The sequence below is a fragment of the Xylophilus sp. GOD-11R genome (assembly GCF_033546935.1).
Classification (GTDB): Bacteria; Pseudomonadota; Gammaproteobacteria; order Burkholderiales; family Burkholderiaceae_C; genus Xylophilus.
In genome coordinates, this window is record NZ_CP137854.1 from 1,588,608 (window position 1) to 1,606,799 (window position 18,192).

The 18,192-nt window shown below is 66.4% G+C and carries 16 protein-coding genes and 1 tRNA gene; 14 read left to right on the forward strand and 3 right to left on the reverse strand.

Annotated elements, in window-relative coordinates:
- Positions 1–36: 36 nt before the first annotated feature.
- Positions 37–1,233, reverse strand: a complete 1,197-nt coding sequence (locus tag R9X41_RS07340) for an amino acid aminotransferase (protein ID WP_318634225.1) — start codon at positions 1,231–1,233, stop codon at positions 37–39.
- 127 nt (positions 1,234–1,360) lie between these two features.
- On the opposite strand from R9X41_RS07340, the gene uvrB reads away from it, so the two are divergent.
- The 10 genes from uvrB to R9X41_RS07390 all read left to right on the forward strand — a co-directional run bounded on the left by uvrB (position 1,361) and on the right by R9X41_RS07390 (position 10,044).
- Complete coding sequence (uvrB, locus tag R9X41_RS07345) at positions 1,361–3,508, forward strand: excinuclease ABC subunit UvrB (protein WP_318634226.1); 2,148 nt, start codon at positions 1,361–1,363, stop codon at positions 3,506–3,508.
- A 181-nt stretch (positions 3,509–3,689) separates the two neighbouring features.
- Positions 3,690–4,226: a Fe-S cluster assembly transcriptional regulator IscR gene (gene iscR / locus R9X41_RS07350; protein WP_318634227.1), complete on the forward strand. Its 537-nt coding sequence runs from the start codon at positions 3,690–3,692 to the stop codon at positions 4,224–4,226.
- Positions 4,227–4,324: 98 nt separating this feature from the next.
- Complete coding sequence (locus R9X41_RS07355; RefSeq protein WP_318634228.1) at positions 4,325–5,545, forward strand: IscS subfamily cysteine desulfurase; 1,221 nt, start codon at positions 4,325–4,327, stop codon at positions 5,543–5,545.
- A gap of 39 nt (positions 5,546–5,584) precedes the next feature.
- Positions 5,585–6,004, forward strand: coding sequence for a Fe-S cluster assembly scaffold IscU (gene iscU, locus R9X41_RS07360; protein WP_318634229.1), 420 nt, complete (start codon positions 5,585–5,587; stop codon positions 6,002–6,004).
- Between the two features lies 1 nt (position 6,005).
- Positions 6,006–6,329 carry an iron-sulfur cluster assembly protein IscA gene (gene iscA, locus R9X41_RS07365; protein ID WP_318634230.1) on the forward strand — a complete coding sequence of 108 codons (324 nt, stop codon included), beginning with the start codon at positions 6,006–6,008 and terminating at the stop codon, positions 6,327–6,329.
- 56 nt (positions 6,330–6,385) lie between these two features.
- On the forward strand, positions 6,386–6,904 hold the full coding sequence (hscB, locus tag R9X41_RS07370) for a Fe-S protein assembly co-chaperone HscB (protein WP_318634231.1): 519 nt from the start codon (positions 6,386–6,388) through the stop codon (positions 6,902–6,904).
- 59 nt (positions 6,905–6,963) lie between these two features.
- Positions 6,964–8,835: a Fe-S protein assembly chaperone HscA gene (gene hscA, locus R9X41_RS07375; protein ID WP_318634232.1), complete on the forward strand. Its 1,872-nt coding sequence runs from the start codon at positions 6,964–6,966 to the stop codon at positions 8,833–8,835.
- A 27-nt stretch (positions 8,836–8,862) separates the two neighbouring features.
- Positions 8,863–9,201, forward strand: coding sequence for an ISC system 2Fe-2S type ferredoxin (fdx, locus tag R9X41_RS07380; RefSeq protein ID WP_318634233.1), 339 nt, complete (start codon positions 8,863–8,865; stop codon positions 9,199–9,201).
- A gap of 10 nt (positions 9,202–9,211) precedes the next feature.
- Positions 9,212–9,931 carry a DNA polymerase III subunit epsilon gene (dnaQ, locus tag R9X41_RS07385; RefSeq protein ID WP_318634234.1) on the forward strand — a complete coding sequence of 240 codons (720 nt, stop codon included), beginning with the start codon at positions 9,212–9,214 and terminating at the stop codon, positions 9,929–9,931.
- Between the two features lie 38 nt (positions 9,932–9,969).
- Positions 9,970–10,044, forward strand: a tRNA-Val gene (locus R9X41_RS07390).
- A gap of 159 nt (positions 10,045–10,203) precedes the next feature.
- Here the strand turns inward: R9X41_RS07390 and R9X41_RS07395 are convergent.
- Positions 10,204–11,265 carry a LacI family DNA-binding transcriptional regulator gene (locus R9X41_RS07395; RefSeq protein ID WP_318634235.1) on the reverse strand — a complete coding sequence of 354 codons (1,062 nt, stop codon included), beginning with the start codon at positions 11,263–11,265 and terminating at the stop codon, positions 10,204–10,206.
- Between the two features lie 182 nt (positions 11,266–11,447).
- On the opposite strand from R9X41_RS07395, the gene R9X41_RS07400 reads away from it, so the two are divergent.
- Entirely contained in the window at positions 11,448–12,347 is a 900-nt protein-coding gene (locus tag R9X41_RS07400) for a dihydrodipicolinate synthase family protein (RefSeq protein WP_318634236.1), read from the forward strand.
- Between the two features lie 207 nt (positions 12,348–12,554).
- On the opposite strand, the gene R9X41_RS07405 is transcribed toward R9X41_RS07400, so the two are convergent.
- Entirely contained in the window at positions 12,555–13,466 is a 912-nt protein-coding gene (locus R9X41_RS07405; protein WP_318634237.1) for a LysR substrate-binding domain-containing protein, read from the reverse strand.
- A gap of 152 nt (positions 13,467–13,618) precedes the next feature.
- On the opposite strand from R9X41_RS07405, the gene R9X41_RS07410 reads away from it, so the two are divergent.
- From R9X41_RS07410 to R9X41_RS07420, 3 genes are all read left to right on the forward strand, one after another.
- Complete coding sequence (locus R9X41_RS07410; RefSeq protein ID WP_318634238.1) at positions 13,619–14,491, forward strand: transketolase; 873 nt, start codon at positions 13,619–13,621, stop codon at positions 14,489–14,491.
- A complete protein-coding gene (locus tag R9X41_RS07415; protein WP_318634239.1) occupies positions 14,488–15,528 on the forward strand; it encodes a transketolase family protein in 1,041 nt (346 codons plus the stop codon). Before R9X41_RS07410 ends, R9X41_RS07415 begins: the two co-directional genes overlap by 4 nt.
- A 243-nt stretch (positions 15,529–15,771) precedes the next feature.
- Positions 15,772–18,030, forward strand: a complete 2,259-nt coding sequence (locus R9X41_RS07420) for a catecholate siderophore receptor Fiu (protein ID WP_318634240.1) — start codon at positions 15,772–15,774, stop codon at positions 18,028–18,030.
- Positions 18,031–18,192 lie beyond the last annotated feature (162 nt).

Sequence of the window (18,192 nt, forward strand, 5' to 3'; positions counted from 1 at the left end):
TGGCGAGGCGGCTTCTTCAAGGCTTCCGGCGACCGCTCAGATCACCTTGGCGATCGACTCGCAGACGTAGTCGATGTTCTTGCTGTTGATGGCGGCCACACACATCCGGCCGGTGTCGGTTCCGTACACGCCGAACTCGCTGCGCAGGCGGACCATTTGCTCCTTGGAGAGACCCGAGTAGCTGAACATGCCGATCTGCTGGGTGATGAAGGACATGTCCTGCTGCACGCCGGCCTTCTTGAGGCCGTCGACCAGGTGCTGGCGGGTTTCCTTGATGCGCACGCGCATCGCGGCGAGCTCGGCTTCCCACAGGGCGCGCAGGTCGGCGTCGTTCAGCACCGCGGCGACCACGGCGCCACCGTGCGTCGGCGGGTTCGAGTAGTTGGTGCGGATGACGATCTTGAGCTGCGACAGCACGCGTGCGGCTTCTTCCTTGTCGGCGCACAGCACCGACAGCGCGCCCACGCGCTCGCCGTAGAGGCTGAAGCTCTTGGAGAAGGAGGTCGAGACGAAGAAGGTCAGGCCGGCGGCGACGAACTTGCCGACGACCGCGCCGTCTTCAGCGATGCCGTGGCCGAAGCCCTGGTAGGCCATGTCGAGGAAGGCGACCAGGTCCTTCGCCTTGACGACGTCGACCACCTGGTCCCACTGGGCGGGGGTGATGTCGTAGCCGGTCGGGTTGTGGCAGCAGGCGTGCAGCACGACGATGGTGCCGGCGGCGGCCGCGTTCAGGGCGGCGAGCATGCCCTCGAAGTCGACGCCACGCTTGGCAGCGTCGTAATAGGGATGCGCCTGCACCTCGAAACCGGCGCGGGTGAACAGCGCACGGTGGTTTTCCCAGCTCGGCTCGCTGATCAGCACCTTGGCGTCGGGACGGATGAACTTCAGGAAGTCGGCGCCCACCTTCAGGCCGCCGGTGCCGCCAAGGCACTGCACGGTCGCCACGCGGCCGGAGCTCAGCGGCTCGCTGCCTTCGCCGAAGACCAGCTTCTGCACGCCGGCGTCATAGGCGGCGATGCCGTCGATGGGCAGGTAGCCGCGGGCCTTGGGTGCTTCCATCATGGCTTTTTCAGCCTTCTGCACGCATTCGAGCAGCGGCAGCTTGCCGTTGTCGTCGAAGTAGACACCTACGCCCAGGTTGACCTTCTTGGGATTGGTGTCGGCGTTGAACTGCTCGTTCAGGCCCAGGATCGGATCGCGCGGCGCCATTTCGACGGCGGTAAACAAAGACATGGAGAGTCGTCCTATGGATGCAAAACGGATGGGAGATTCGGCGCCGGCGGGTTGAATCGGCAATGACCAGGGCCATCTGGAATTTTAACCAGTGGCCGCGCCCCGCGCCTGTACAGTCGATCACACCATGCCCATCTCCGCCGCCGATCCCGTCGATTCCGCCACACCGCCGTCGGGTGATACGCCCGGCACGTTCATCCGCTACGAGGGCTCGCCCTTCGAGCTCTACCAGCCGTATCCGCCGGCGGGCGACCAGCCCACGGCCATCGAGAAACTGGTGGAAGGCGTGAACGACGGCGAGGTGTTCCAGACCCTGCTCGGCGTGACCGGCTCGGGCAAGACCTTCACCATGGCCAACGTCATCGCCCGACTGGGACGGCCGGCGATCGTCTTCGCGCCGAACAAGACGCTGGCGGCGCAGCTGTACGCCGAGTTTCGCGAGTTCTTCCCGAAGAACGCAGTGGAGTATTTCGTCAGCTACTACGATTACTACCAGCCCGAGGCCTACGTGCCGCAGCGCGATCTGTTCATCGAGAAGGACAGCGCGATCAACGAGCACATCGAGCAGATGCGGCTGTCGGCCACCAAGAGCGTGCTGGAGCGGCGCGACGTGGTGATCGTGGCGACGGTCAGCGCCATCTACGGTATCGGCGCACCGGAGGACTACACCCAGATGCGCTTCATCTTGCGCGTGGGCGGCAAGCAGGGCCAGCGCGACGCGATCGCGCAGCTGATCCGCATGCAGTACACCCGCAACGAGCAGGATTTCGCGCGCGGCACCTTCCGGGTACGCGGCGACACCATCGACGTGTTTCCGGCGGAGCATTCGGAGCTGGCCGTGCGCATCGAGCTGTTCGACGACGAGGTGGAGTCGCTGCAGTTGTTCGATCCGCTCACCGGCCGGGTGCTGCAGAAGGTGCCGCGCTTCGTGATCTATCCCGCGAGCCACTACGTGACCCCGCGCGACAAGGTGCTGACGGCGGTCGAGGCCATCAAGGAAGAGTTGCGCCAGCGGCTGGCGCAGTTCGTGTCCGACGGCAAGCTGGTGGAGGCGCAGCGGCTGGAGCAGCGCACTCGGTTCGACCTGGAGATGCTCGCCGAGGTCGGCCACTGCAAGGGCATCGAGAACTACTCGCGGCACCTGTCGGGCTCGCCGCCGGGCGCACCGCCGGCCACGCTCACCGACTATCTGCCCAAGGACGCGGTGATGTTCCTCGACGAGAGCCACGTCATGATCGGCCAGCTCGGCGGCATGTACAACGGCGACCGGGCGCGCAAGACCACGCTGGTCGAGTATGGTTTTCGCCTGCCGTCTGCGCTGGACAACCGGCCGCTGAAGTTCGACGAATTCGAGACCCGCATGCGCCAGGTGATCTTCGTGTCGGCCACGCCTGCCGACTACGAAAAGCGCAACGCCGGCCAGGTGGTGGAGCAGGTGGTGCGGCCGACCGGCCTGGTCGACCCGATCGTGGAAGTGCGCCCGGCCACGCACCAGGTCGACGACGTGCTGCAGGAGATCCGCATCCGTGTCGAGAAGAACGAGCGGGTGCTGATCACCACGCTGACCAAACGCATGGCCGAGCAGCTGACCGACTACCTCAGCGACAACGGCGTGAAGGTGCGCTACCTGCACAGCGACATCGACACGGTGGAGCGGGTGGAGATATTGCGCGACCTGCGCCTGGGCACCTTCGACGTGCTGGTGGGCATCAACCTGCTGCGAGAAGGGCTGGACATTCCGGAAGTGAGCCTGGTGGCGATCCTGGATGCCGACAAGGAAGGCTTCCTGCGCGCCGAGCGAAGCCTGATCCAGACGATCGGCCGGGCCGCGCGCAACCTGCATGGCCGCGCCATCCTGTATGCCGACAAGGTGACCGATTCGATGCGCAAGGCCATCGGCGAGACCGAGCGCAGGCGCGAAAAGCAGATCGCCCACAACGCCGAGCACGGCATCGTGCCGCGCAGTGTGGTCAAGCAGGTGCGCGAGCTGATCGACGGCGTGTACGGCGACAAGAACGGCCGCGACGCGGTGTCCGCCGATGCCGGAGCACGCGGTGGCGCGGTGCTGGAGGACCTGTCCGAAAAGGATCTGGCGCGCGAGATCAAGCGGCTCGAAAAGCAGATGCTCGAACACGCCCGCAACCTGGAATTCGAGAAGGCCGCCCGCCTGCGCGACCAGCTCGCCCAGCTCAAGTCGCGTGCCTTCGGTGCACCCGGTCACGACAACGTGGTGGCGTTTCCTACGCCCGGGTCAGCCGATTCCCGACCAAAGTAGCGGGTCTTGTGTTATAGTTGAGGCAAATACTCAACAAAGAAACAAAAAACGATTCCCGACGATGCAGGGCCCTGTTCTTCGTGCTACGCAGCACGTTCGCAGCAGGGAATGGGTGGAGACGGTGCCCTTCGGGCCATTGCCCGGCGGGTGTTCAATCAGTGCAACAGCCAAGGAGCTTGCCATGCGTCTCACAACCAAAGGCCGTTTTGCGGTCACCGCGATGATCGATCTGGCCCTGCGCCAGAACAACGGCCCGGTCACGCTGGCTGCCATCAGCCAACGCCAACAGATTTCGCTGTCCTACCTTGAACAGCTCTTCGGCAAGCTTCGTCGTCACGAACTGGTCGAGTCCACCCGTGGCCCCGGCGGCGGATACACCCTGGGCCGCAAGGCGGCCGACATCACGGTGGCCGACATCATCGTGTCGGTCGACGAACCTATCGACGCCACCCAATGCGGTGGCAAGGAAAACTGCCTGGGTGAAGCTGGCCGCTGCATGACGCACGAACTGTGGGCTTCGCTCAACCAGCGCATGGTCGAGTTCCTGGATTCGGTCACGCTGCAGAAGCTGGTCGAAGAGCAGATCGCCAAGGGCGTTCAGATCGAGGACAAGCCGGCCGTGCGCCGCGCCATTTCGAGCCAGCCGGTGGTCAAGCCGATCCGGGTGAATGCGCCCAATTCGGTCTTCGCGCTCGGCAACGCCTTCGCCAAGTCCTGACGACGCCGTGGCGGGTCCGCACGATGCGGGTCCACCACCTTCTCGTCCGCCTCCCGTGTCATTCGCCAGCCTAAAAGCCAGCAACCGTTAGTTTCGCCATGGACATCACTCCGCATTTCCCGATCTACCTCGACTACGGCGCCACCACGCCGTGCGATCCCCGTGTCGTCGACGCCATGATTCCCTGGCTGCGCGAGCACTTCGGCAACGCTGCGTCCCGCAGCCACGCCTGGGGTTGGGAAGCGGAAGAAGCCATCGAAAGGGCGCGCGGCCAGGTCGCCGACCTGATCGGCGCGGATCCGCGCGAAATCGTCTGGACCAGCGGTGCGACCGAGTCCATCAACCTGGCCCTGAAGGGCGCCGCCCAGTTCTACAAGGGCAAGGGCAAGCATCTGATCACGCTGAAGACCGAGCACAAGGCCGTGCTCGACACCATGCGCGAGCTCGAGCGGCAGGGCTTCGAAGTGACCTACCTCGACGTGAAGGAAGACGGTCTGGTCGACATGGACGCGCTCAAGGCCGCCATTCGCCCGGACACCATCCTGATCAGCATCCTCTTCGTGAACAACGAGATCGGCGTGATCCAGGACATCCCCGGCATCGGCACGCTGTGCCGCGAAAAGGGCATCCTGTTCCACGTCGACGCGGCGCAGGCCACCGGCCGGGTCGAGATCGACATGAAGACCCTGCCCATCGACCTGATGAGCATGACCGCGCACAAGACCTACGGCCCCAAGGGCGTGGGCGCATTGTTCGTGCGCCGCAAGCCGCGGGTGCGCCTGGAAGCGCAGATCCACGGCGGTGGTCACGAGCGCGGCATGCGTTCGGGCACGCTGCCCACGCACCAGATCGTCGGCATGGGCGAAGCCTTCCGCATCATCAAGCTCGAGATGGGCGAGGTGAACGCCAAGGCACGTGCGCTGCAGCAGCGGCTGCTCGATGGCCTGAAGGACATCGAGCAGGTGTTCATCAATGGCAGCATGGAACACCGGGTGCCGCAGAACCTGAACATGAGCTTCAACTTCGTCGAAGGCGAGTCGCTGATCATGGGCATCAAGGGCCTGGCGGTGTCTTCCGGTTCGGCCTGCACCTCGGCGAGCCTGGAGCCCAGCTATGTGCTGCGCGCCCTGGGCCGTAGCGACGAACTCGCGCACAGCAGCCTGCGCATGACGATCGGCCGCTTCACGACGGAGGAGGAGATCGACTATGCGATCTCGACCATCCGCCACAACGTCTCCAAGCTGCGCGAGCTCTCACCGCTGTGGGAGATGTACCAGGACGGCGTGGACATCAGCACCATCCAATGGGCTGCGCACTGAGCGCCTTGCCCTCCTAGAAACCAGAACAGGGACCCCACCATGGCTTACTCCGACAAGGTCATCGACCACTACGAAAATCCCCGCAACGTTGGCTCGTTCGCCAAGGGCGACGACAGCGTTGGCACCGGCATGGTCGGCGCACCGGCCTGCGGCGATGTGATGAAGCTGCAGATCAAGGTCAACCCCGAAACCGGCGTCATCGAAGACGCGCGTTTCAAGACCTACGGTTGCGGCTCGGCCATCGCTTCTTCCTCGCTCGTGACCGAATGGGTCAAGGGCAAGACGCTCGACGAGGCGGCCGCGCTCAAGAACAGCGTGATCGCCGAAGAACTGGCGCTGCCGCCGGTCAAGATTCACTGCTCGATCCTGGCCGAAGACGCCATCAAGGCGGCGGTGGACGACTATCGCAAGAAGCGCGTGGATGCCGGCGCCGTCGTCGAAACCGCCGCCGCTCACTGACATGGCCGTCACCCTTACCGAAGCCGCGGCGCGGCATGTCACCCGCTATCTCACCAAGCGTGGTCGCGGTATCGGTGTGCGCCTGGGCGTGAAGACCACCGGCTGCTCGGGCCTTGCCTACAAGCTGGAATATGTCGATGACAACGCCGAGGGCGACATCGTCTTCGAGGACCACGGCGTGAAGGTGCTGGTCGATCCGAAAAGCCTGGCCTACATCGACGGCACCCAGCTCGACTTCGTGCGCGAGGGCTTGAACGAAGGGTTCAAGTTCCTCAACCCGAACGAACGCGACCGCTGCGGCTGCGGCGAGAGCTTCCGCATCTGAGCCTCGGCGCTCGCACCAGGCCGCCCCGACTCGCGGGCGGCTTTTTTCTGCCCTCCATGGATATCCAGGCCAACGATTTCGAGCTCTTCGGCGTGCCGCAGGCTTTTCAGCAAGACCTCGCGCTGATCGACGAGCGCTGGAAGGAGCTGCAGCGGCAGGCCCATCCCGACCGTTTTGCGGCCCAGGGCGCGGCGGCGCAGCGGCTGGCGATGCAGTGGTCGGTGCGCATCAACGAGGCGTATCGGCGGCTCAAGAGTCCGCAGAAACGCGCGGCCTATTTGTGCGAACTGCACGGCGCGCCGATCGCGGCCGAGACCAACACCGCCATGCCGGCAGCCTTCCTGATGCAGCAGATGGAGTGGCGCGAGTCGCTCGACGAGGCCGACGACCGCGCGGCCGTCGACGCGCTGCAGGACGAGGTGGACGCCGCCCGGCGCGGCGCCCTCGAACGCTGTGGCCAGCTCATCGATGAGTCGCACGACTACCCGGCCGCTGCCGCCCAGGTGCGAGCCCTTATGTTTCTTGCGCGCTTTTCCGACGACATCGATGCCCGGCGGGCGTTGGTCGGACAATAGCGTTCTCGCGCCGCGGGCTTCGCGGCGCCTACCCGTTCTTCGTTTCCGTTTCCGTTCGCATGGCGCTCCTCCAGATTTCAGAACCCGACCAGTCGCCCGATCCGCACCAGAGGCGCATCGCCGTCGGCATCGACCTGGGGACCACCCATTCGCTGGTCGCGGCCGTGCGCAGCGGCGTTGCCGAATGCCTGCCCGACGAGCAGGGCGACGTGCTGCTGCCCTCGGTCGTGCGTTACCTGTCGGCCACCGGCCGGCAGATCGGCCGCGCCGCGCAGCAGGCCGCCGTGCACGACCCCGAGAACACCATCGCCTCGGTCAAGCGCCTGATGGGCCGCGACCTGCGCGACGTGGCCCACGCCGAGCGGCTGCCGTACCGTTTGGTCGACGGCGCCGAAGCGGGGCAGGGCGGCATGGTCGGCATCGCCACCGTCGCGGGCATCAAGTCGCCGGTGGAGACCAGCGCCGAGATCCTCGCCGTGCTGCGCCAGCGCGCCGAAGACAGCTTCGACGCCGAGATCGACGGTGCGGTCATCACCGTGCCCGCATATTTCGACGACGCCCAGCGCCAGGCCACCAAGGACGCGGCGCAGCTCGCCGGCCTGGAAGTTCTGCGCCTGATCAACGAACCGACGGCAGCGGCCATCGCCTACGGCCTGGACAACGCCAGCGAAGGCCTCTACGCGGTGTACGACCTGGGCGGCGGCACCTTCGACGTGTCGCTGCTGCGCCTGTCGCAGGGCGTATTCGAGGTGGTCGCGACCGGCGGCGATGCGGCCCTGGGCGGCGACGACTACGACGCGGCGCTGGCCGACTGGGTGTTGCGGCAGGAAGACCGCACCGCCCGATCCGCCGCCGATCGCGCGTCGCTGCGCCAGGCCGCGCGCGCCTGCAAGGAAGCGCTGTCCGCCGCCGGTTCCGCCGTCTTCTCGGTCGACTTGAGCGACGGCGGCCTGGACCGCACCGTCACCGTGGCCGAGTTCGACGCGACCACCGCATCGCTCACCGCCCGCACCATGGACGCGGTGCGCCGCGTGCTGCGCGACGCCGAGGTCACGCCCGACGAAGTGCAGGGCACGGTGCTGGTCGGCGGTTCCACCCGCATGCCGCAGATCCGCGAGGCGGTGGCCCGGCATTTCGGCCGCGAACCGCTCACCAACCTGGATCCGGACCAGGTCGTGGCCCTGGGCGCTGCCCGCCAGGCCGACCAGCTCATCGGCAACCAGGGCGCGCACGACCTGCTGCTGCTCGACGTGATCCCGCTGTCGCTCGGCATCGAGACCATGGGCGGCCTGGTCGAGCGCATCGTCTCGCGCAACGAAACCATTCCCTGCGCCCGGGCGCAGGATTTCACCACTTACCAGGACGGCCAGACCGCGCTGGCGCTGCACGTGGTGCAGGGCGAGCGTGACCTGGTCGCCGACTGCCGAAGCCTGGCGCGTTTCGAACTGCGCGGCATTCCGCCCATGGCCGCCGGCGCGGCACGCATTCGCGTCACCTTCACCATCGACGCCGACGGCCTGCTCAGCGTGGCCGCGCGCGAGCAGGGCAGCGGCGTGGAGGCGCGCATCGACGTCAAGCCTTCCTACGGCCTGAGCGACGACACCGTCGCGCGCATGCTGCAGGACAGCTTCAGCACGGCCGGCCAGGACATGCAGGCCCGCGCGCTGGTGCAGGCCCGGGTCGACGCCGACCGCCTGGTGCTCGCCACCCGCAGCGCGCTCGATGCCGACGGCGACCTGCTGAGCGGCGAGGCCCGTACGCAGGTGGAGGCGCTGATCGCCGCGCTGCAGCTGGCGCGCACCGGCGACGACGCCGCCGCCATCGAGGCCGCGTCCAAGGCGCTGGCCCACGGCACCGAGGCCTTCGCCGCCGAACGCATGAACCGTGGCATCCAGCGGGCGCTCGCCGGCCGCAACGTGCAAAGCCTCTGACAACGAGAAGAACCGAACGCCCCCGACATGCCCGTCATCAAGATCCTGCCCCATCCCGAATACTGTCCCGCCGGCGCGGAGATCACGGCGCCAGCCGGCACCTCGATCTGCGAAGCGCTGCTCGACAACCACATCGACATCGAACACGCCTGCGACATGAGCTGCGCCTGCACCACCTGCCACGTGGTGGTGCGCCAGGGGCTGGAGTCGCTCAATGAGGCCGAGGAGGCCGAGGAAGACCTGCTCGACCGCGCCTGGGGCCTGGAGCCGCAGTCGCGCCTGTCGTGCCAGACCATCCTGGCGCGTCAGGACGTGACTATCGAGATTCCCAAGTACTCGATCAACCACGCCAAGGAAAACCACTGAGGTCCACCGCATGAGCCGCCAGATCGTCTTCGACACCGAAACCACCGGGCTTTCCGCCGAGAACGGCGACCGCATCATCGAGATCGGCGCGGTCGAGATGGTGAACCGCAAGCTCACCGGCAACAACCTGCACCTCTACCTGAACCCCGAGCGCGACAGCCACGAGGAAGCGCTCAAGGTCCACGGCATCAGCAACGAGTTCCTGCGCGACAAGCCCAAGTTCGCCGAGGTGGCGCAGGAGGTGCTCGACTACCTGGCCGGCTCCGAACTCATCATCCACAACGCGGCCTTCGACGTCGGCTTCCTGAACAAGGAACTCGAACTCATCGGCCGCCCGGGCATCCGCACCGTGGTGGCCAGCGTGACCGACACGCTGATGATGGCCAAGGAGATGTTCCCCGGCAAACGCAACTCGCTCGACGCGCTGTGCGACCGCCTGGAGGTCGACAACTCGGGCCGCACGCTGCACGGCGCGCTGCTCGACGCCGAGTTGCTGGCCGACGTCTACATCAACATGACGCGCGGCCAGGACGCGCTGATCGTCGACGACGCGGACGGTGGCGACGACGGCTCGGTTCAGGTGGTGCGTGTGGACCTGACCCAGTTCACCCTGCCGGTGCTGATGGCCACCGAGCAGGAGCAGGCGGCGCACGACGCGGTGCTGGTGCAGCTCGACAAATCTTCTGGCGGCACATCAAACTGGCGAAAGTTCGAAAATCCTGTGGCATAATCGTGGGCTCACGACACAGTACCAAATTGTGTCGCGACGGGTGATTAGCTCAGCGGTAGAGCACTGCCTTCACACGGCAGGGGTCGCAGGTTCAAACCCTGCATCACCCACCAACATCGAACCCCTGCAAGTCTTCGGCTTGCAGGGGTTTTTCTTTTTGCAGCGCCGGGCGTGGATGCTGACGAATGCTGTGGACGGAGCGCCTCTTCATCCGCGCTCCGGTCTTCCTCACGTCGTTGCGGATCGCAGCGTTTCGATCCGGCGATCAGGGCCTAGGTGCTGCCACGGCGTATAAGCGCAAAACCCACATCCATGCGGTGCGCTTCGGCCGACCGGCCTTCGGCGCGGTCCATGACCCATTGCGCCGCCTGTTCGCCGATGACCGCGCCGTGCGTGCGTACCGAGGTGATCGAGGGAATCGTGTCCTGCGAGAAATTGAGGTCGCCGAAGCCGACGACGGCGACGTCTTCCGGCACGCGCCGGCCGCTGGCCTGGATCTCGGTGATGGCGCCCCAGGCGATGAGATCGGTGCTGCAGAAGATGGCGTCGATCTGCGGATGTTGGTCGAGCAGTTCGCGGGTGGCCGTGCGCGCCATGCCCACCGTGAAAGGCGAGGGCGCTCGCGCCACCGGCAGATCCGCCGCCTTCGCGAGCACGCCGAGCGCTGCCAGCTGGTTGGCGAACGAGTGGCCGCGCAGCCCGGCGCGTGGATCGTCGCCGGTGACCAGCGCCGGGTGGCGCCGCCCCTGGCCCGCCAGGAAATCGGCGACCGCACGGCCGACGTCCCCGTGGCAGAAGCCGATCAGCATGTCGACCGGCTCGGCCGTCAGGTCCCAGGTCTCCACCACGGGGATGCGGGTCGCCAGCAACCGGTCGCGTACCGCCTGGCCCTGCACCAGGCGGGTCAGCACGATGCCGTCGGGCCGCCGGCCCAACAGGTTCTCGATCAGCTGGGCTTCGTCGGCATCGTCGTAGCCGCATTCCCCCAGCATGAGTTGGTAGCCGCGTTGCGCCAGCGTCTGGCTGAGGGCCTGCAGGGTGTCCTGGAAAACCGGGCTGCCGATAGTCGGGATGAGCGCGGCCACCAGCCGGCTGCGACCCGATGCCAGCGCGCCGGCCAACCGGTCCGGCACATAACCGGCTGTCGCGATGGCTTCCCGAACCTTTGCCAGCGTGGCTGGTGGCACGGATTCGGGGGAGTTCAGGCTGCGCGAAACCGTCTGTGCAGAAACGCCGGCGAGCTGGGCGACGTCCATCAGGGTGACGCGGCCACTGCCGCGCCGGGGGCGGCGTCGCGGGAGGTCTTCGGCGTCCAGAAGGGAAGAGGTATTCACGGAAATTCGGGCGTGCAGGGCCCGCCACGATAACGCGTCGCGCCGTGCGCGCTTCCGGTCGCCAGGAGAAAGCGAGAGCTAGGGTTTTCATGCGTGGCAGCAAAATAAATAGCGCTAACAATTAGCGCTAACAGGACGCGGCGACCGTCGACCCATTGCTCAACCCATCCCACGAGGCTCCCATGCTGACCGACACCCAAGGCGTCTACATCGTTACCCAGACCCCGTTTCAGGACGACGGCGCGATCGACCTGCCCAGCGTGGACACGCTGGTGGATTTCTATCTGAAGCACGGCGCCGACGGCTTCACCGTGCTGGGCGTGGCCGGTGAATCGGTCAAGCTCAACGCCACCGAGGCGCTGCAGGTGGCCAGGCGCTTCGTGGCGCGGGCGCAGGGTAAGCCGGTGATCGTCGGCGTGAGCAACCCCAGCGTTGCCCAGCTCGGGGAGTTGACCGCGCAGGTGATGGATGCGGGCGCGGCCGGCGTGATGATCGCGCCGCCGACAGGCCTGAAGACCGAGGAGGAGCTTTTCGGCTATTTCGCCGGCGTTTTCGCCCGCATCGGCAACGTGCCGACGGTGCTGCAGGACTTCCCGTTTTCCACCGGCGTCTGGATGTCGGTGCCCTCCATCTGCCGGCTGGTCGACGAGTTCCCGCAGATCCAGTTGCTGAAGGAAGAAGACCTGCCGAGCATCACCAAGATCACGCGCCTGCGTGCGGCGCTGAAGCGGCGCATCGCGATCCTGACCGGCAACAACGCCATGTTCCTGCCGCTGGAGATGGGCCGCGACATCGACGGCCCCATGGCCGGCTTCTCGCATCCGGAAATGCTGTCGCAGGTCTACCGCCTGTTCCGCGAGGGCAAGGTGCAGGAGGCGCACGACGTGTTCGACATCTACCTGCCGCTGCTGAGCTACGAGAACCAGAGCCAGTGGGGCGTGGCCGTGCGCAAGGAGATCCTCAAGCGCCGCGGTGCCATTGCCTCGGCCGCCATGCGCCAGCCCGGCCCGCGCCTGACCGCCGTGGACCTGGGTGAGATCGACCTGCTGCTCGACCGACTGCGCCAGCGCCTGGCCGCCTGACCCCGAAGGGAGGGGCCAGGACGGGGTGCGCTGCGGCCGGCCCGCGCTTGCGCTGCGCCAACCGGGGAGGCAGCCCGACTGCGGTATTTGCAGCGGCCGTTCGATGAATGGCCACGGCGAGTCGGCTCCCAGCACGCAAGAATTCTGTTCATGCATCGAGCAACGCAATAGGGCGGTCCGGCGGATGGCGGCGCGGTCCGGGCACCGCTAACCGTCGGAAAGGTGGCTCACCGTCTGCGACAGCGCGAGCTCGGCCAGCAGCCACTGCTTGAAGCGCATCGCCGCGCCGTGCTGCTCCGCGCGGCGCGGGTGCACCAGGTAGTGCGCCACGTAGCGCACGGTGTGACTGTTGTGCAGCAGCGGCGCCACCAGTCGACCCGACGCCATTTCGCGCTCGGTCAGGAAGGTCGATTCCATCACCACGCCGAGACCGTCGACCGCCGCCGAGATGGCCATGGAGGTGCGGTCGAAGGCCAGGCCGTAGGTGTCGGGGATCGGCAGGCCGTTGGCCTTGAACCAGCCTTTCCATTGCACCGATTGGCCGTCGCTGTGGATCAACGGCACCGCGTAGAGATCCTGCGGCGTGCGGATCCGGTCGGCCAGCGCTGGGCTGCAGAGCGGCGTCAGTCGCTCGATGAGCAGCGGCGTCTTCTCGTGGGCCGACGGCGGTGGCTCGCCGTAGACGATGTCCAGGTCGAAGTCGTCCGTGTCGAAGCTCGCGTAGACGGTATCGGAGGACAGGCGCAGCCCGATGTCCGGATGTTCGCGCACGAAGCCGGCGAGGTGCGGAATCAGCCATTGCGACGCGAACGCCGGTGCGGCATGCAGGCGCAGCGGAACCGCGGGATTGGCACTCAGCACGTCGAATCCGCGGCTCATTTCCTCCAGGCCGCGCTGCACGTGGTCGAGCAGCACCTGGCCCTCGCGGGTGAGACGGATGGCGCGGGTGCTGCGCTGGAACAGGTGCAGCCGGGCCACGGCTTCCATCTTGCGGATGGCGTGGCTCACGGCACTGGGCGACAGGCCCAGTTCCTGGGCGGCGACGGCGAAGGACCCGGTGCGGCCGGCGGCTTCGAAGATGCGCAGCGAGGCGAGCGGCAGGCGTTGGAAGGGCGTCATGCATGAATCATATTCAGCCATTCCGAGAAAAATGATCTTTTGTCAGGCAATGCCATTGCGAGAAAAATCCGGCCAGGCCAGGGGGTAAATGCATCTGGTGAATGACAACCATTGATCGCAGTGATTTTTCGACTCGAGCAACGGAGGAGCAAATGACGGAACAAGTGTGGGAAGAGGCCGCGGTGTCGGCCTTCGAGCGCATCCGCACCCATGCCTGGCGTGTAAGGCGGTTCGCGCTTCGCATGGGCGAAGTGCAGGGTCAGGGTTACGTGGGGCAGGCCCTGGGCTGGGCCGACGTGTTGGCGGTGGCGTATTGCCATGCCATGAACATCCGGCCGCACGAGCCGGAGTGGGAGGGGCGCGACCGTTTCCTGCTGTCGCACGGGCACTACGCCATCGCCCTCTACGCGGCGCTGTTCGAGGCCGGCGTGCTACCGCCCGAGGAGCTGGAAACCTACGGCTGCGACGACAGCCGGCTGCCGATGTCGGGCATGTCCGCCTACACGCCCGGCATGGAGATATCGGGCGGCTCGCTCGGCCAGGGTCTGGCCATCGCGGTGGGACAGGCGCTCGGCCTGCGCATGAAGCGCAACCCGGCCTTCGTCTACAACTCGATGTCCGACGGTGAGCTCGACGAGGGCGCGGTCTGGGAAGCGGCCATGTCGGCTTCGCACCACGGGCTCGGCAACCTGATCAATCTGGTGGACCTCAACCGCCAGCAGGCCGACGGCGCCTCGTATGAGATCCTGAATTTCGAGCCGCTGGTCGACAAGTGGCAGGCCTTCGGCTGGCATGTGCAGCGCATCGACGGCAACGATCTGCAGGCGGTGATCGACGCCTTCGACATGGCGCGTGCGGTGACCGAGGCCAAGCCCCGCGTGATCCTGTTCGACACGCTCATGGGCAAGGGCGTGTCCTTCCTGGAGCAGCGCGAGAAGAACCACTTCATCCGCGTAGAAGCCGACGAGTGGCAGAAGGCCCTCGCCGATCTGGACGAAACCCATGCAGCAGGGAGCCCCGCATGAGCGAAGCCACCGTCACCACCGCACCGGCATCCCCGTCGGCATCCAGGCCCGCCGGCAAGCCCCGGCTCACCACCTCGGCCATGATCGCCTCCATCGCCGCCGAAGGACAGGCCACCCGGCCGGCGCCGTTCGGCCACGCGCTGGTGGAGCAGGCGCGTCTCAATCCGAAGATCGTCGGCATGACGGCCGACCTGGCCAAGTACACCGACTTGCACATCTTCTCGCGCGAGTTCCCCGAGCGCTTCCTGCAGATGGGCATGGCCGAACAGCTGCTGATGGCCGCGGCCGGCGGCATGGCCAAGGAAGGCTTCGTGCCCTTCGCCACCACCTACGCCGTCTTCGCCACGCGCCGCGCCTACGACTTCATCCATCAGGTGATCGCCGAGGAGAACCTCAACGTCAAGATCTGCGCGGCGCTGCCGGGTCTCACCACCGGCTACGGCCCCAGCCACCAGGCGACCGAGGACCTGGCCATGATGCGGGCGATTCCCAACATGACGGTGATCGACCCCTGCGACGCGCTCGACACCGAGCAGTGCGTGGCAGCCATCGCCCAGACCCACGGCCCGGTCTACATGCGGCTGTCGCGCGGCAGGGTGCCGGTAGTGCTCGACGAGTACGGCTACACCTTCAAGCTTGGCCGGGCGCAGCTGCTGCGCGACGGCCGCGACGTGCTGGTGATCGCCTCGGGCCTCATGACCATGCGCGCGCTCGAAGTGGCGAGTCGCCTGGCCCGGGACGCGATCGACGTCGGTGTGCTGCACGTACCCACGATCAAGCCGCTGGATGTGCAGACCATCGTGGAGCAATGCCGCCGCAGCGGCCGCCTGGTGGTGATCGCGGAGAACCACAGCTGCATCGGCGGCCTCGGCGAAGCGATCGCCATGGCGCTGCTGCAGGCGCGGGTTCAGCCGGAGGTGCGGCACGTCGCCTTGCCCGACCAGTTCCTGGACGCCGGTGCACTGCCCACGCTGCACGACCGCTATGGCATTTCTACCGATGTCATGGCGGCTTCCATCCAGCGATGGCTGGGGTGACGCGCGTTCAAGCGCGGTCATGAAGCAGGCCGGGCGGGCTGCGGCCCGGTTCTGCACGACAACACAACGGCCGGATGGCCGCCTCGCAAAGATTCCGTAAAAAATTGTGGATTAATGCTTTACAAATGAGTACGATTCTCATTCTGGGCCGCCGAGCCTAAGCCAGCCAGGGGTGCGATTCGCCGTCCGTCAGCCAGCGACCAACGGGCAACGAATTCTTCAATCCCAATCGAGCTGGAATCCATGAATCACATCAAGAGTCGCAAGCATCCGACCGCACTCGTTCGGACCTCGCAAGGCATGGGCGCCGCCGCCGCGGTTTCCATGGCCGCCTTTGCCGCCCCCGCCATGGCCCAGACCACCGCCGCGCCGCAGCGCCTGCCGGAAGTGCGGGTGCAGACCAACGCCGACGTGCCCTACAAGGCCGACAGCGTCGCCTTGCCCAAGTTCACCCAGCCGCTGGTGGACACGCCGCAGACCATCACCGTGATCCGCAAGGAAATCATGGAGCAGCAGGTCGCCACCACGCTGACCGAGGCGCTGCGCAACACGCCCGGCATCACGCTGCAGCTGGGTGAGAACGGCAACACGCAGACCGGCGACTCGATCTTCATGCGCGGCTTCGACACCAGCGGCAGCATCTTCGTCGACGGCATCCGCGACCTAGGCAACATCTCGCGTGACGTGTTCAACATCGAGCAGGTGGAAGTGGTCAAAGGCCCGTCTGGCTCCGACAACGGCCGCGGCACCTCGTCCGGCTACATCAACCTGGTGTCCAAGACGCCGGGCCTGGAAGCCTTCAACAACGGCAGCGTCAGCGCCGGCACCGACAACCGCCTGCGCGCCACCGCCGACCTCAACAAGCCGCTGGACCTGTCCATTCCCGGCTCGGCCCTGCGCCTGAACCTCATGGCCCAGGACTTCGGCACCCCCGGCCGCGACTACGTGAAGAGCAAGCGCGTCGGCTTCGCCCCGTCCATCGCCTTCGGCCTGGGAACGCCCACCCGTACCTACTTCAATTACCTCTACATCGACCAGAACAACCGCCCTGACGGCGGTGTGCCGACCTACGGCCTGCCCGGCTACATCGGTGCGCGCGGGCCGCGCGTCGATTCGGAGAACTATTACGGCTCCCGCTCGGACTACGACGACATCAAGCTGCATATGTTCACCGCCCGCTTCGAGCACGACTTCGCGCCAGGCACCACGCTGCGCAACACCACGCGCCTGGGCAATACCGAGCAGGACTACGTGCTGACGGGTGTCAACGCGGTCACCGCCACCGCCGCCAATCCGGCCGCGTGGACCGTGGCTCGCAGCCGCCAGGGCCGCCACCAGACCAACAGCATCTTCACCAACCAGACCAACCTCACCACCGAGTTCCAGACCGGTGCGCTGAAGCACTCGCTGTCCACCGGCGTCGAGCTGATCTACGAACGCCAGAACCAGACCAACGGCTCGGTCGTCGGCCCGGCGCAGGCGGCGGCCAACCTGTATGCGCCGAGCGTGAACGACGTGTTCCGGCCGCTGACCACCACCGGCGCCTATACCCGGGGAAGCACGCTGAGCGCGGCCGCCTACGCTTTCGACACCATCAAGCTGTCGGAGCAATGGTTGATCAACGGCGGCCTGCGTTTCGAGCGTTTCAACACCGAAACCAACGGCGCCACCTACACGGCAGCCGCCGGTGCCACGCCGGCGAGCCTGGCGCAGAACCCGCAGCTCAAGGTCAACGACAATCTCACCAGCTGGAAGCTCGGCACCGTGTTCAAGCCGGCGCCCAACGGCAGCGTCTACGTGACGGTGTCCAACTCCTACCAGCCGCCCGGTGGCACCAACTTCCAGCTGGGCACTGGCACCAACAACAACAACCCGGCCCTGGCCCTTACGCCGCAGAAGGGCAGCAACGTCGAGCTCGGCACCAAGTGGGACCTGCTCGACGGCAAGCTCGCCACCACCGCCGCCATCTACCGCGCGGAAAACAAGAACGAACTGGTGTCGGACGGCCTGACGCCGGCCACCTTCAACCAGATCGGCAAGCGCCGCGTGGACGGCGTCGAGCTCGGCGCGGTGGGCCAGATCACCCCGGCCCTCAACATCAGCGCTGGCTTCGCCTACATGGACCCGAAGATCATCCAGGGCGTGGTCAACGGTGCCAACGCCAACCAGGGCGGCGTCATCGTCTTCTCGCCGCGTCGCACCTTCACCTCGTGGGTCACCTATCGCCTGCCGATAGGCCTGACGATCGGCGGCGGCGTGCGCTACGTATCGCCCACGGCCACCAGCAGCAACCAGGTCGTCACCTCCGGCGTGACGGGCACGCAGGACTACACCGTGGTCGACGCGCTGCTGTCCTACCCGGTGAGCAAGAACGTGAGCCTGCAGTTGAACGTCAACAACCTGTTCGACAAAAACTACATCGCGTCGGTCAACAACGGGCGCTCGCGCTACATCCCAGGCGTATCACGCAATGCGCTTCTGACGGCCAATCTGAAGTTCTGACGGGGGCGACGGACCGCCTGGACGCGGGTTCGTCGGCGCGGCGCCACAGGGTTTCGCGCCGCCGAACCCGCGCCTTTCCCGTGTAAACTGACACCATGTGACACAAAGACACGTTCTACGGTCTACTGTTGCAATAACGGGGGATGCCGGATGGGCGGCACC

What these genes read in the sequence shown, in the direction of transcription:
- R9X41_RS07340 (WP_318634225.1), bottom strand. Translation starts at nt 1,233, where the DNA reads ATGTCTTTGTTTACCGCCGTCGAAATGGCGCCGCGCGATCCGATCCTG.
- uvrB (WP_318634226.1), top strand. Translation starts at nt 1,361, where the DNA reads ATGCCCATCTCCGCCGCCGATCCCGTCGATTCCGCCACACCGCCGTCG.
- iscR (WP_318634227.1), top strand. Translation starts at nt 3,690, where the DNA reads ATGCGTCTCACAACCAAAGGCCGTTTTGCGGTCACCGCGATGATCGAT.
- R9X41_RS07355 (WP_318634228.1), top strand. Translation starts at nt 4,325, where the DNA reads ATGGACATCACTCCGCATTTCCCGATCTACCTCGACTACGGCGCCACC.
- iscU (WP_318634229.1), top strand. Translation starts at nt 5,585, where the DNA reads ATGGCTTACTCCGACAAGGTCATCGACCACTACGAAAATCCCCGCAAC.
- iscA (WP_318634230.1), top strand. Translation starts at nt 6,006, where the DNA reads ATGGCCGTCACCCTTACCGAAGCCGCGGCGCGGCATGTCACCCGCTAT.
- hscB (WP_318634231.1), top strand. Translation starts at nt 6,386, where the DNA reads ATGGATATCCAGGCCAACGATTTCGAGCTCTTCGGCGTGCCGCAGGCT.
- hscA (WP_318634232.1), top strand. Translation starts at nt 6,964, where the DNA reads ATGGCGCTCCTCCAGATTTCAGAACCCGACCAGTCGCCCGATCCGCAC.
- fdx (WP_318634233.1), top strand. Translation starts at nt 8,863, where the DNA reads ATGCCCGTCATCAAGATCCTGCCCCATCCCGAATACTGTCCCGCCGGC.
- dnaQ (WP_318634234.1), top strand. Translation starts at nt 9,212, where the DNA reads ATGAGCCGCCAGATCGTCTTCGACACCGAAACCACCGGGCTTTCCGCC.
- R9X41_RS07400 (WP_318634236.1), top strand. Translation starts at nt 11,448, where the DNA reads ATGCTGACCGACACCCAAGGCGTCTACATCGTTACCCAGACCCCGTTT.
- R9X41_RS07405 (WP_318634237.1), bottom strand. Translation starts at nt 13,466, where the DNA reads ATGACGCCCTTCCAACGCCTGCCGCTCGCCTCGCTGCGCATCTTCGAA.
- R9X41_RS07410 (WP_318634238.1), top strand. Translation starts at nt 13,619, where the DNA reads ATGACGGAACAAGTGTGGGAAGAGGCCGCGGTGTCGGCCTTCGAGCGC.
- R9X41_RS07415 (WP_318634239.1), top strand. Translation starts at nt 14,488, where the DNA reads ATGAGCGAAGCCACCGTCACCACCGCACCGGCATCCCCGTCGGCATCC.
- R9X41_RS07420 (WP_318634240.1), top strand. Translation starts at nt 15,772, where the DNA reads ATGAATCACATCAAGAGTCGCAAGCATCCGACCGCACTCGTTCGGACC.